This is a genomic window from Streptomyces sp. NPDC046977 (assembly GCF_040644455.1).
Classification (GTDB): Bacteria; Actinomycetota; Actinomycetes; order Streptomycetales; family Streptomycetaceae; genus Actinacidiphila.
This window is the reverse complement of sequence record NZ_JBEYWO010000010.1, coordinates 239,271-252,623: the sequence shown is the minus strand read 5'-3', so window position 1 is coordinate 252,623 and position 13,353 is coordinate 239,271. Positions and strand designations below refer to the sequence as shown.

General features: G+C 71.1%; 10 protein-coding genes. All 10 read left to right on the top strand.

Annotated features, from left to right (window positions below):
* Positions 1 to 69: 69 nt before the first annotated feature.
* The 10 genes from ABZ883_RS18105 (at position 70) to ABZ883_RS18060 (ending at position 13,243) form a co-directional block, all read left to right on the top strand.
* Positions 70 to 2,706 (top strand): valine--tRNA ligase, encoded by a 2,637-nt coding sequence (locus tag ABZ883_RS18105; RefSeq protein WP_360906926.1) that lies wholly within the window; start codon positions 70 to 72, stop codon positions 2,704 to 2,706.
* A 159-nt stretch (positions 2,707 to 2,865) separates the two neighbouring features.
* The gene (locus ABZ883_RS18100; protein WP_360907008.1) at positions 2,866 to 4,362 is read left to right on the top strand and encodes a folylpolyglutamate synthase/dihydrofolate synthase family protein; all 1,497 of its coding nucleotides are present in this window, start codon (positions 2,866 to 2,868) and stop codon (positions 4,360 to 4,362) included.
* 24 nt (positions 4,363 to 4,386) lie between these two features.
* Positions 4,387 to 4,731, top strand: coding sequence for a DUF4233 domain-containing protein (locus ABZ883_RS18095; protein WP_360906924.1), 345 nt, complete (start codon positions 4,387 to 4,389; stop codon positions 4,729 to 4,731).
* 85 nt (positions 4,732 to 4,816) lie between these two features.
* Complete coding sequence (gene ndk, locus ABZ883_RS18090; protein ID WP_360906922.1) at positions 4,817 to 5,230, top strand: nucleoside-diphosphate kinase; 414 nt, start codon at positions 4,817 to 4,819, stop codon at positions 5,228 to 5,230.
* Positions 5,231 to 5,541: 311 nt separating this feature from the next.
* A complete protein-coding gene (locus ABZ883_RS18085; protein ID WP_360907006.1) occupies positions 5,542 to 6,561 on the top strand; it encodes a rod shape-determining protein in 1,020 nt (339 codons plus the stop codon).
* 121 nt (positions 6,562 to 6,682) lie between these two features.
* Complete coding sequence (mreC, locus tag ABZ883_RS18080; RefSeq protein ID WP_360906920.1) at positions 6,683 to 7,639, top strand: rod shape-determining protein MreC; 957 nt, start codon at positions 6,683 to 6,685, stop codon at positions 7,637 to 7,639.
* A complete protein-coding gene (gene mreD, locus ABZ883_RS18075) occupies positions 7,636 to 8,244 on the top strand; it encodes a rod shape-determining protein MreD (protein ID WP_360906918.1) in 609 nt (202 codons plus the stop codon). Before mreC ends, mreD begins: the two co-directional genes overlap by 4 nt.
* Positions 8,241 to 10,448, top strand: coding sequence for a penicillin-binding protein 2 (gene mrdA, locus ABZ883_RS18070; RefSeq protein ID WP_360906916.1), 2,208 nt, complete (start codon positions 8,241 to 8,243; stop codon positions 10,446 to 10,448). The genes mreD and mrdA overlap by 4 nt, the downstream gene beginning before the upstream one ends.
* Entirely contained in the window at positions 10,445 to 11,641 is a 1,197-nt protein-coding gene (rodA, locus tag ABZ883_RS18065; RefSeq protein ID WP_360906914.1) for a rod shape-determining protein RodA, read from the top strand. Before mrdA ends, rodA begins: the two co-directional genes overlap by 4 nt.
* Positions 11,642 to 11,701: 60 nt before the next feature.
* The gene (locus tag ABZ883_RS18060; RefSeq protein WP_360906911.1) at positions 11,702 to 13,243 is read left to right on the top strand and encodes a CYTH and CHAD domain-containing protein; all 1,542 of its coding nucleotides are present in this window, start codon (positions 11,702 to 11,704) and stop codon (positions 13,241 to 13,243) included.
* Positions 13,244 to 13,353: the final 110 nt, after the last annotated feature.

The window sequence follows — 13,353 nt, the reverse complement described above, 5'->3', positions numbered from 1 at the left end:
GGTCCCGCCCGTGCCCCGCGATGGCAGGGGATTCGTTGGCGGGGCGGCCGCGCCCGTAAACTGAGCGCCGTGACCGACAACACTCAGCAGGCCGCCGCGAGCGGGCCGAACAGCGCGATCCCCGAACTGCCGACCCAGTACGCGCCGGCCGAGGTAGAGGGGCCGCTGTACGAGCGCTGGGTAGAGCGCGGTTACTTCGAGGCGGACGCCACGAGCGACAAGCCGCCGTACACCGTCGTCATCCCGCCGCCCAACGTCACCGGCAGCCTCCACCTGGGCCACGCATTCGAGCACACACTGATCGACGCCCTCACCCGCCGCAAGCGCATGCAGGGCTTCGAGACGCTGTGGCAGCCCGGCATGGACCACGCCGGCATCGCCACCCAGAACGTCGTGGAGCGCGAACTCGCCAAGGAGGGCAAGTCCCGCCACGACCTCGGGCGTGAGGCCTTCGTCGAGCGCGTGTGGCAGTGGAAGGCGGAGTCGGGCGGCCAGATCTCCGGGCAGATGCGCCGCCTCGGCGACGGCGTCGCCTGGTCGCGCGAGCGCTTCACCATGGACGAAGGGCTGTCCCAGGCCGTCCAGACCATCTTCAAGAAGCTCTACGACGACGAGCTGATCTACCGCGCCGAGCGGATCATCAACTGGTGCCCGCGCTGTCTGACCGCCATCTCGGACATCGAGGTGGAGTACCAGGACGACGAGGGCGAGCTGGTCTCCATCCGCTACGGCGAGGGCGACGCGTCGATCGTCGTGGCCACCACCCGCGCCGAGACGATGCTCGGCGACACCGCGGTCGCCGTCCACCCCGAGGACCCGCGCTACCGCGACCTGGTCGGCACCGAGATCGAACTGCCGCTCACCGGCCGCCGCATCCCGATCGTCGCGGACGAGCACGTGGACCCCGCGTTCGGCACCGGCGCCGTCAAGGTGACCCCGGCGCACGACCCCAACGACTTCGAGATCGGCCAGCGCCACGGCCTGCCGAACCTCGCCGTCATGGACGAGCACGCGATCATCACCGCGCACGGCCCCTTCCAGGGCCTGGACCGGCTGGAGGCGCGCAGCGCCATCGTCGCCGCGCTGCGCGCCGAGGGCCGCATCGTCGCGGAGAAGCGCCCCTACACCCACTCCGTCGGGCACTGCTCGCGCTGCAAGACCACCATCGAGCCGCGGCTGTCCATGCAGTGGTGGGTCAAGGTCGCCCCGCTCGCCAAGGCCGCCGGTGACGCGGTCCGCGACGGCCGGGTCGCCATCCACCCGCAGGAGATGGAGAAGCGCTACTTCGACTGGGTCGACAACCTCCACGACTGGTGCATCTCGCGCCAGCTGTGGTGGGGCCACCGCATCCCGGTCTGGTACGGGCCGAACGGCGAGGTCGTCTGCGTCGGCCCGGACGAGCAGCCCCCCTCCGGGGACGGGTGGACGCAGGACACCGACGTCCTGGACACCTGGTTCTCCTCCGGCCTGTGGCCGTTCTCCACGCTCGGCTGGCCCGGGCGGACCGAGAGCCTGGAGAAGTTCTATCCGAACTCCGTCCTGGTCACCGGCTACGACATCCTCTTCTTCTGGGTCGCCCGGATGATGATGTTCGGCCTCTACGCGATGGACGGGACCCCGCCGTTCCACACCATCGCCCTGCACGGCATGGTCCGTGACCAGAACGGCAAGAAGATGTCGAAGTCCTTCGGCAACGTGGTCAATCCGCTGGACTGGATGGACAAGTACGGCTCCGACGCGCTGCGTTTCACCCTCGCGCGCGGCGCCAACCCCGGCACCGACGTGCCGATCGGCGAGGACTGGGTCCAGGGCTCCCGCAACTTCACCAACAAGATCTGGAACGCCACGCGCTTCGCGCTGATGAACGGCGCCACGGTCGAGGGCGAACTGCCCGCGCCGCAGGAGATGTCGGCGACCGACCGCTGGATTCTGTCCCGGCTGGAGTCGACGGTGGCCGAGGTCGACGCGCTCTACGACGACTACCAGTTCGCCAAGCTCAGTGACGTCCTGTTCCACTTCGCGTGGGACGAGGTGTTCGACTGGTACGTGGAGCTGTCCAAGACCACCTTCATGGCGGGCGGCCGGGCCGCCGAGGTGTCGCGGCGCGTGCTCGGCGAAGTGCTGGACAAGCTGCTGCGGGTGCTGCACCCCGTCGTCCCGTTCGTCACCGAGACGCTGTGGACGACGCTGACCGGCCGCGAGACGCTCGTGACCGCCGACTGGCCGAAGGACTCCGGCTTCCGCGACGCGGCCGCCGAGAAGGAGATCGGCGCGGTCCAGTCGCTGGTCACCGAGGTCCGCCGGTTCCGTGCCGACCAGGGCCTCCAGCCGGGCCAGCGGGTCCCCGCCCGCCTGGACCTGGCCGGCACCGGCCTGGACGCCCACGAGGCCGCGGTGCGCCAGCTGCTGCGCCTCCAGCCGGAGGACGAGGGCTTCGCGGCCACCGCCACCCTGCCGGTCGCGGGCGCCACGGTCGCGCTGGACCTGTCCGGTGTCATCGACGTCGAGGCCGAGCGCAAGCGGCTCGCCAAGGACCTCGCGGCGGCGGAGAAGGAGAAGGCGCAGGCCACGGCGAAGCTCGGCAACGAGGCGTTCCTGGCCAAGGCGCCCGACCCGGTGGTCGCCAAGATCCGCACCCGGCTGGAGACGGCCGAGGCGGACATCGCCCGCATCACCGCCCAGCTTGCCGGCCTGCCGCAGGCGTGACCGGGAGCCGCGGGTGGGCGTGAGCGCCCGCCCGCGGCCCGGACCGGTCCGCCCGGTTCGTAGACTGGTGGCGTGAGTACTTCGCGCCCCGGCAACGGCCATGACCCCCACCCCGACCCCGAGGGTGCCGCCCTCTCCGACCCGCTGACCGCGCTCGGCCTGAACGCCGACGCCGACGAGGCCGGTGACGACGAGGACGAGGGGGCAGGGCCCGTCCGCGAGGCGGATCTCGCGGTCATCGAGGCGGGCAGCCGCACGCTGCGGACCGGGGGACCGGTGCCCCCGGACGACGACATCCCCGGCCGTCCGGCCGATCCGGAGCTGGACAAGGCCCTGCGCGAGGTCGAGACGGAGCTGGCGGGCCGCTGGCCGGAGACCAAGCTGGAGCCGTCGCTGGACCGCATGACGGCCCTGATGGACATCCTGGGCGAGCCGCAGCGCTCGTACCCCTCGATCCACATCACCGGCACCAACGGCAAGACCAGCACCGCGCGCATGATCGAGCGGTTGCTGCTCGCCTTCGACCTGCGCACCGGCCGGTACACCAGCCCGCACGTGCAGTCGGTGACCGAGCGCATCAGCCTGGACGGCCGGCCGATCGCGCCGGAGCGGTTCATCGAGAGCTACCGCGACCTCCAGCCCTACGTGGCGATGGTCGACGGGTCGCAGCCGCACCGCATGTCGTTCTTCGAGGTGATGACGGGCATGGCCTACGCGGCCTTCGCCGACGCGCCGGTCGACATCGCCGTCGTCGAGGTCGGCATGGGCGGCGGCTGGGACGCCACCAACGTCATCGACGCCTCGGTCGCGGTCGTCACCCCGATCTCCCTGGACCACACCGACCGGCTGGGCTCCACCACGGGCGAGATCGCGGTGGAGAAGGCCGGGATCATCAAGAAGGACGCGACCGTCGTGCTGGCGCAGCAGCCGGTCGAGGCCGCGCAGGTGCTGCTGCAGCGCGCGGTGGAGGTGGGAGCGACGGTCGCCCGGGAGGGCATGGAGTTCGGCGTCGTGCACCGGGAGGTCGCGGTCGGCGGGCAGTTGCTGACACTGCGCGGCCTGGGCGGCGAGTACGAGCAAGTGTTCCTGCCGCTGCACGGCGAGCACCAGGCGCACAACGCGGCCGTGGCCCTGGCGGCGGTGGAGGCGTTCTTCGGCATCGGCAGCGAGCACGACCGGACGCTGGCCATCGACACCGTCCGCGCGGCCTTCGCGTCCGTCACCTCGCCGGGCCGGTTGGAGGTCGTCCGCCGCAGCCCGACCGTGGTGCTGGACGCGGCGCACAACCCCGCGGGCGCGCGGGCGGCCGCCGCCTCGCTCGCGGAGGCGTTCGGCTTCAGCCATCTGGTGGGTGTCATCGGCCCGAGCGGCGACAAGGACGTGCGCGGGCTGCTGGAGGCCTTCGAGCCGGTCTTCGCGGAGGTCGTGCTGACCCGCAACTCCACGCCGCGCGGGATGGACGTGGACGAGCTGGCCGCGCTCGCGGTCGAGGTCTTCGGCGACGAGCGGGTGCAGGTCGAGCCGCGTCTGGACGACGCGATCGAGGCGGCGGTCACGCTGGCCGAGGACCAGGGCGAGTTCTCCGGCGCCGGGGTGCTGATCACCGGTTCGGTGGTCACCGTGGGAGAGGCCCGGCTGCTGCTGGGCCGCAAGTGACGAGCGGGAAGCGGAACCAAGCGGATGCGGACCTTGTGCGCGAGCACTCTGATCGGTGAATTCTTCGTGATCGGCTTCGCGGGGCTGGTCGCGATGAAACAGCCGGACCTGTCGGCGGGCACCGTGTGGGCGGTCTGCGGCGTGGCGATGGCACTGTGCGTGCTGCTCTGCGGAATGCTGGGCCGCCGCGGCGGTCTGGCGGTCGGCTGGGTGCTCCAGGCGGGGCTGGTCCTGAGCGGCCTGGTCCTGCCGGTGATGTTCTTCCTCGGCCTGGTCTTCGCCGCGCTGTGGTGGGCGGCCGTCCACTACGGCCGCAAGGTCGACCAGGCAAAGGCGGCACGGGCGGCGGGGACGGCGCGGACGGCCTGACCCGGTGCCAAGGGGGTGGGCCGAGGCGCCTACCGGCGCCCGGTAATGTCGTCGTACCCGCTACCCCGCACATAGGAGTCACACCGTGTCGCAGCGCACCCTCGTCCTTCTCAAGCCGGACGCCGTTCGTCGCGGCCTGGTCGGCGAGATCCTCGGCCGCATCGAGCGCAAGGCCGGCTGGAGCATCACCGCGCTGGAGCTGCGCACGCTCGAGCGGCAGGTCCTGGAGCAGCACTACGCCGAGCACGTGGGCCGCCCCTTCTACGAGCCGCTGATGGAGTTCATGGCCGGCGGCCCGTCCGTGGCCCTGGTCGTCGAGGGCGAGCGTGTCATCGAGGGTGTGCGCGCGCTGGCCGGCCCGACCGACCCGATCGCCGCCGCGCCCGGCTCGATCCGCGGCGACTTCGGCACCATCGTCCGGGAGAACCTGATCCACGCCTCCGACTCCGAGGAGTCGGCCGAGCGGGAGATCAAGATCTTCTTTCCCGGCCTGGCCTGATCCCCGGCGCCATTCGCCCCGGATTCCCCGCTGACGCCCGATCAGCGCAATGGGTGGCCGGAATTTTTCCCGGCCACCTGGCGGCATATGCCGGTCGTACGGGGGAACCAATTCCGCCGACACGGCGTCACCATTGCCGGGGGCCGCTGTGTGTTCTGACGACAATGGCGGCGGATCCCTGACCCCGCGCCCCGACGGGCGCGACTAGGATGGAATCTCCGCTCCTCAGGCTTCGCGCACAGCGCCCCGCCGTGCTCACCCCCACACTGCTCCAGCTCGGGAAGGCCAGACGTACCCTCATGGCGAACAACATGTCGTTCATCGGTCGTGACATGGCTGTCGACCTCGGCACCGCCAACACGCTGGTGTACGTCAGGGGTCGCGGGATCGTCCTCAACGAGCCGTCCGTCGTCGCCATCAACACGAATACCGGCGGCATCCTCGCGGTCGGCTCCGAGGCGAAGAAGATGATCGGCCGGACCCCCGGCAACATCGTCGCGGTCCGTCCTCTCAAGGACGGGGTGATCGCCGACTTCGAGATCACCGAGCGCATGCTGCGCTACTTCATCCTCAAAATCCACAAGCGGCGCTACCTGGCCCGTCCGCGGGTCGTGGTCTGCGTTCCCTCCGGCATCACCGGCGTCGAGCGCCGCGCGGTCATCGAGGCCGCCACCCAGGCCGGCGCGCGCCAGGTGCACATCATCGAGGAGCCGATGGCGGCCGCGATCGGCGCCGGGCTCCCGGTCCACGAGGCGACCGGCAACATGGTCGTCGACATCGGCGGCGGCACCACCGAGGTCGCCGTCATCTCGCTCGGCGGCATCGTCACCGCGCAGTCCATCCGGGTCGCCGGCGACGAGCTGGACAACGCGATCATCCAGCACATCAAGAAGGAGTACAGCCTTCTGCTGGGCGAGCGCACCTCCGAATCGATCAAGCTCACCATCGGCTCGGCCTTCTCGGTCGACGACGAGGAGCACACCGAGATCCGCGGTCGCGACCTGGTCTCCGGCCTGCCCAAGACGGTGGTCATCTCCGCCGCCGAGGTCCGCAAGGCCATCGAGGAGCCGGTCAACGCCATTGTCGACGCGGTGAAGACGACCCTCGACAAGTGCCCGCCCGAGCTGTCGGGCGACATCATGGACCGCGGCATCGTCCTGGCCGGCGGCGGCGCGCTGCTGCGCGGTCTCGACGAGCGCCTGCGCTCCGAGACGGGCATGCCCATCCACATCGCCGAGAACCCGCTCGACTGCGTGGCGCTGGGCGCCGGCAAGTGCGTCGAGGAGTTCGAGGCACTCCAGCAGGTCCTGGACGCGCAGCCGCGCAGGTGAGTTCGCACGATCCTTCGTACGGGCGAACTCCCGCCCGTACGCCGGATCGTTCTCCTCTCCGGCACGGCACACCGGGCCCACGGCCCACACGCTCTGACGAGGAAGGCACGGACTGGCCCCCGTGAGGGACACACGAGAGAGCCGGCTTCTGCTGGTGCTGCTGGTGGCGATCGCGTTCGCGCTGATCACCGTCGACATCCGCGGGGGTGAGGACTCACCGCTGGACGGTGCCCGGTCCGCCGCGGCCGCCGTCTTCGGCCCCGTGGAGAACGGGGTCGCGGCGGCCGTCGATCCGGTGGACAACGCGGTGGACGCGGTACGCGACTCAGGCGACCGCAGCAGCCGGATCAGCGAACTGGAGCGGCAGAACGCCGAGCTGAAGCAGCAGCTCGGCAGCAAGGACGCCACCCGCGCCCGCGCCCGCGAACTCGACAAGCTGCTCAAGACCGCCGGGGCCGGCCAGTACCGCGTCAAGGGCGCGCAGGTCATCGCCATAGGAGCCGCGCAGGGCTTCTCGTGGACGGTCACCATCGACGCCGGCGCGGGCGACGGCATCGAACGCGACATGACCGTCATCAACGGCGACGGCCTGGTCGGCCGGGTCACCACCGTCGGGCCGTCCACCTCCACCGTGCTGCTCGCCTGCGACCCGGACTTCACCGTCGGCACCCGGCTGGAGAAGTCCTCCGAACTCGGCTTCGCCTCGGGCCAGGGCAACCGCCCCATGCAGGTGCAGCTGCTCAACGGCAAGGCGCACGTGCGCAACGGCTACCGGCTGGTGACCTTCGGCTCGCAGGCCGACAAGCCGTTCGTGCCGGGCGTCCCGGTCGGCACCGTCTCCAAGGTCGACCGCGCGGGCGGCGGTCTCACCCGCACCCTCGAGGTCACCCCGTTCGTGGGCTTCACCAAGCTCGACATCGTCGGCGTCGTCGTCCAGGGCCCGCGCAAGGACCCCCGCGACTCGGTGCTGCCCGCCGGCCCGAAGCCGGTCCCGACGGTCACCGTCACGGTGACGCCGAGCGTCGACCCCTCCCGGTCCCCGGGGTTCACGCCCGACGGGCAGGAGGAGGTCCGATGAAGCGCGTGCTGCTCTCCACCGGCCTGGTGGTCGCCGCCATGGTGATCCAGGTGTGCGTGCTGGCCCGGCTGCACCTGCCCGGAGCGGTGCCCGACCTGCTGCTGCTGGTCGTGCTCGGCCTCGCACTGACGTACGGCCATGTCGCCGGTGCCCTCATCGGGTTCGGCGCCGGCCTGCTCGCCGACCTCGCCCCGCCCGCCGACCACGCCGCCGGGCGCTACGCGCTCGTGCTGTGCGTCATCGGCTACGCCGCGGGCCTGGCCAAGCCCGACACCGGCCAACTGCGCTCGGCCACCCGGCCGATGCTCGTCGTCGTCGCCGCGGCCATCGGGTCCACCGTGCTGTACGCCCTCGTCGGCGCCCTCGTCGGCGACACCGCGGCGCAGCATGTGGGCCTGGGCAAGCTGCTGTTCACGGCCGCCCTGTACGACCTGCTGCTCGCGCCCTTCACCGTGCCCTGGATCATGGGCCTGGCCCGCCGGCTGGACAACGACCCGCTCGCCGACGACACCTCGGCGAGCGGTTTCGGTGCCCGCATCGGCGGCCAGCGCCCGAGCCTGCTGGGCAAGGTGGGGAGCGTCGCCAAGGGAGGGCGGCGGCTGTGAGCAACATCCCCGAGACCGGGCGCACGCCGCGCGTCACCATCCGCCTGGTGGTCCTGCAGATCCTCGTGCTGTCGCTGCTGTTCACCCTCGGCGGCCGCCTGTGGTTCCTTCAGATCCGCGACGGCGACGACTACACCGCGCAGGCCAACAGCAACAACGTCCAGGAAGTCGTCACCCCCGCCGTGCGCGGGGCGATACTGGACGCCAAGGGCGTTCCGCTGGCCGACAACGAGACGCGCCTGGTGGTCTCCGCCAGCCGTACCGACCTGCTCAAGCAGAAGGACGACGGCCGCGCGGTGCTCACCCGGCTGGCGTCCGTGCTGCACATGCAGCCGGACGAGGTCATGGGGAAGGTGCGCCTCTGCGACTCGCAGACCCCCAAGCCGTGCTGGAACGGTTCCCCGTACCAGCCGATCCCCATCACCGACGAGGCCACCACCCAGCAGGCGCTGCAGATCATGGAGCGCCGCGAGGACTTCCCCGGCGTCACCGCGGAGCCCACCGCCGTGCGCCGCTACACCTCGCCGTTCGGGGCCAACGCCTCCCAGGTGCTCGGCTACCTCTCGCCCGTCACCGACGACGAGATCACCGACGCGGAGAAGCAGGGCCGGTCGCTGCTGCGCTCGGACCAGATCGGCCGCTCCGGCCTGGAGCGCACGTACGACACCCAGCTGCGCGGCACGGCCGGTGTCACCCGCTACGAGGTGGACAATCTCGGCCGGGTCATCGGCAAGGCCGGCGAGACCGCCGCCGTGCCCGGCAGCAACCTGGTCACCAGCATCGACGCCCGCGTCCAGTCGGTCGCCGAGAAGGAACTGCTCCAGGCGATGAAGGTCGCCCGCAAGACCTTCGACTCCGTCACCGGCAGCTACTACAAGGCGGACTCCGGCGCGGTCGTCGTCATGGACGTGCACACCGGCCAGGTCATCGCGATGGCCAGCGCCCCGAGCTACGACCCCAACGTCTGGGTCGGCGGCATCTCGGCCAAGGACTACGCCAAGCTCACCGGCAAGAAGTCCAACTTCCCGCTGCTGAACAGGGCCATACAGGGTCAGTCCGCCCCCGGTTCGACGTTCAAGGCGATCTCCACCTCGGCCGCGGTGAAGGCCGGCTACTCCATCAACGGGCACTACCCCTGCCCGTCGTCGATGACCATCGGCGGCCGGGTCTTCAACAACTTCGAGGGCGAGAGCGCGGGCGAGATCACTCTGGCGCACGCGCTGGAGATCTCCTGCGACACCGTCTTCTACCACCTGTCCTACGACCAGTGGCTCAAGGACGGCGGCACCAAGCCCAAGAAGCACCCCGCGGACTGGTTCTACAAGACCGCCAAGGCCTACGGCCTGGGTTCGCTGACCGGCATCGACCTGCCCTCCGAGGTCACCGGCCGGATCCCCGACCGGCAGTGGAAGCGCGACTACTTCGAGGCCAACAAGACCTACTGGTGCAAGGTCGCCAAGAGCGACAAGCAGGACTACGCCAGCCAGATCGCGCGCGAGAACTGCGTCGACGGCTATGTGATGCGCGCCGGTGACTCGGTCAACTACGCGATCGGCCAGGGCGACACGCTCGTCACCCCGATCCAGATGGCCCGCATCTACTCGGCCATCGCCAACGGCGGCAAGCTGTACCAGCCGACCATCGGCAAGGCGATCATCAGCGCCGACGGCAAGACGGTCACCAGGATCAAGCCGAAGGTCACCGCGAAGGCCCCGGCGAGCGCGAACACCCTGAAGTACATCAACGAGGCCCTGAAGGGCGTGGTCACCAGCGGTACCGCGGCCTGGCGCTTCAACGGCTGGCCGCAGGACAAGATCACCCTGCACGCCAAGACCGGTACCGCGGAAGTCGCCGGCAAGCAGACCACCTCGTGGTTCACGACGTACACCAAGGACTACGCGGTCATCATGACGATCTCCCAGGGTGGTACGGGCTCCGGCGGTTCCGGCCCGGCCGTCCGCGCCATCTACGAGGCGATGTACGGCGTCCAGAAGGACGGGTCGATCAACAACAAGAAGGCGCTGCTCCCGCACCCCGAGACCGCGCTGCCCAAGATCACCGCGGACGGCACGATCCAGGCCCGCAAGGCCGCCTGGGACGTGCCCGCCGTCCCGTCCGCCCCGGGCGACGGTGTGTACACGGCCGCCGCGCTGCCCCCGGACCGCTCCGAGAGGTTCCTGCTGGGCAGGAGGTACGGGGCATGAGCACCGGCGGCTACGCCATGCGGCGCTTCACCCCGGAGAAGGGCGCCCTCGGCAAGCTCATGGCGCGCGACTCGACAGTGCGCCGGATGGACTGGGTGCTGCTCGGCTCGGCGCTCGCGCTGTCGATGATCGGCGCCGCCCTGGTGTACTCGGCGACCCGCAACCGCACCGAGCTCACCCACGGCGACCCGCTCTACTTCCTGCTGCGGCACCTGCTCAACACCGCGATCGGCTTCGGTCTGGCGGCCGGCACCGTGGCGCTCGGCCACCGCCGGCTGCGCGGCGCGGTCCCGGTGCTCTACGCGATCTCGGTCCTGCTGGTCCTGGCCGTCCTCACCCCGGTCGGGTCGACGGTCAACGGCGCGCACGCCTGGATCGTGCTCGGCGGCGGCTTCTCCCTCCAGCCGTCCGAGTTCACCAAGCTCACCATCATCCTGAGCATGGCGATGATGCTCTCCGCCCGGGTGGACGCCGGCGACCGGATCCACCCGGACCACCGCACCGTTGCCCAGGCCCTGGGCTTCGCCATACTGCCGATGGCCATCGTCATGCTGATGCCCGACCTGGGTTCGGTCATGGTCATGGCGGTCATCGTGCTCGGTGTGCTCCTCGCCTCCGGGGCCTCCAACCGCTGGGTGCTCGGCCTCATCGCGGCGGGCGCCGGCGGTGCCGTCGCGGTGTGGCAGCTCGGCGTCCTGGACCAGTACCAGATCGACCGCTTCGCCGCCTTCGCCAACCCCGCGCTCGACCCGGCGGGCGTCGGCTACAACACCAACCAGGCGCGCATCGCCATCGGCTCGGGCGGGCTGCTCGGCAAGGGCCTGTTCCACGGCAGCCAGACCACCGGCCAGTTCGTGCCGGAGCAGCAGACCGACTTCGTCTTCACCGTGGCGGGGGAGGAGCTCGGCTTCGTCGGCGCCATGCTGATCATCGTCCTGCTCGGCGTCGTCCTGTGGCGCGCCTGCAAGATCGCGCGCAACGCGACCGACCTCTACGGCACGATCATCGCCGCCGGTGTTGTGGCCTGGTTCGCGTTCCAGGCCTTCGAGAACATCGGCATGACGCTGGGCATCATGCCGGTCGCGGGTCTGCCGCTGCCCTTCGTCTCGTACGGCGGATCCTCGATGTTCGCGGTCTGGGTCGCGGTCGGACTGCTCCAGGCAGTGAAGATGCAGCGCCCCATGTCCGCCTGAACGAGTCCACTGGGTGAACGCACCATTGCGGTGGCCCCAACCCGCGATTACGGTCCAGTCATGGGAAAGCGTGTCGCGGAGACCGAGCGCAAGTACGAGGCCGCCGGACGGAGCCGGGAGCCGGACCTGGACGGACTGCCGGGCGTGGCGTCCGTCCGGGTCATGGAACCGGCCGAGCTCGACGCGGTGTACTACGACACCACCGACCTTCGCCTGGCGACCCGCCGCGTCACCCTGCGGCGGCGCACCGGGGGCGACGACGCGGGCTGGCACCTGAAGCTGCCCACGACCCTCGCCGACACGCGTACCGAGGTGCACGCCCCCCTGGGCAAGCAGGGACGCAAGGGCGGCCCCCGCGTCCCCGCGGCCCTCGCCGACGAGATCGCCGCCGTCGTCCGCGGCCGTGAACTCGTCCCCGTCGTACGGCTGCGCACCGCCCGCAAGCGGGTCCGGCTGCTGGACGTCAAGGGCCGGACGCTGCTGGAGATCGCCCGCGACCACGTCACCGCCTCCGTCCTCGACAACGGCGGCCACCCCACCTCGGAGACCTCCTGGGACGAAGTCGAGGCCGAACTCGCCGACGGCGGCACGGGCCTGCTCGACGCCCTGGAGAAGCGGCTCGTCAAGGCCGGCCTGCGACGCTCCGACAGCCCCTCCAAACTCGCCCGCGCCCTCGGCGAGCGCCTGACGGCCGCTCCCCGGCCGAGCGCGCCGCCCTCTTCGGTCGACACCGCGGGCGACGTGGCGATGACCTACGTCCACCAGCAGGTCGACGCCATCGCCGCCTGGGACCCGGCCGTCCGCCGCGACGAGGCGGACGCCGTCCACCAGATGCGGGTCTCCACCCGGCGGCTGCGCAGCGCCCTGAAGAGCTTCCGCCGCGAACTCGACCGCGGGGCCACCGACCCGATCGGCGACGAACTGAAGTGGCTGGCCGGCGTCCTCGGCCTGGAACGCGACCGCGAGGTGCTCGCCGAGCGGCTCCGGGACCGCCTCGACGACCTCCCCGTCGACCTCGTCACCGGCGACCTGACCGAGCGCGTCGGCGGCGACGCGCCCGTCCACGAGGGCGCCCGCGCCGAGCTCCTGCGGGAACTCGGCGGCGCCCGCTACTTCCGCCTCCTCGACACCCTGGAAGCCCTCCTCGCTGACCCCCCGTACCGCGACGGCGCCAAGGCGCCGGCCGCCTCCGCCGGTGCCAAGGCCGTCAGCCGCGACCACCGGCGCCTGCGCGAGCGCGTCGAGCCCGCGCTCGCCATGGAACGCGGCCATGAACGCGACCTTGCCCTCCACGAGGCCCGCAAGGCCGCCAAGCGCGCCCGCTACAGCAGCGAGGCGGCCCGGGCCGTGGCCGGCCTGCGCAAGCCCGCCAGGAAGCACACCAAGCGCATGAAGTCCGTCCAGCAGGTCCTCGGCGAGCACCAGGACAGCGTCATCTGCCGCGACGCCGTCGCCCGGCTCGCCGGCGACGCCCGCACCGCCGGCGAGGACACCTTTCCCTACGGCGTGATGTTCCAGGTCGAACGCGATCTCGCCGACGCGGCGGAGGACGCCCTGCCCAAGGCCTGGGACAAGGCCGACCGCGGCAGCCTGGCGGGGTGACCGGGTCCCCTTCGGCGCCCGCGCGGGGCCGCCGCCGGGGAGCCGTGGGCGGCCGGGGAGGCCACCGTGACGCGTTACGCTGAATGGTCACCACCCTGCCAGCTCACGAA

Coding starts and splice junctions, on each gene's coding strand:
- ABZ883_RS18095 (WP_360906924.1), top strand. CDS start 4,387: ATGCGGACCTTGTGCGCGAGCACTCTGATCGGTGAATTCTTCGTGATC.
- ABZ883_RS18085 (WP_360907006.1), top strand. CDS start 5,542: ATGTCGTTCATCGGTCGTGACATGGCTGTCGACCTCGGCACCGCCAAC.
- mreD (WP_360906918.1), top strand. CDS start 7,636: ATGAAGCGCGTGCTGCTCTCCACCGGCCTGGTGGTCGCCGCCATGGTG.
- rodA (WP_360906914.1), top strand. CDS start 10,445: ATGAGCACCGGCGGCTACGCCATGCGGCGCTTCACCCCGGAGAAGGGC.
- ABZ883_RS18060 (WP_360906911.1), top strand. CDS start 11,702: ATGGGAAAGCGTGTCGCGGAGACCGAGCGCAAGTACGAGGCCGCCGGA.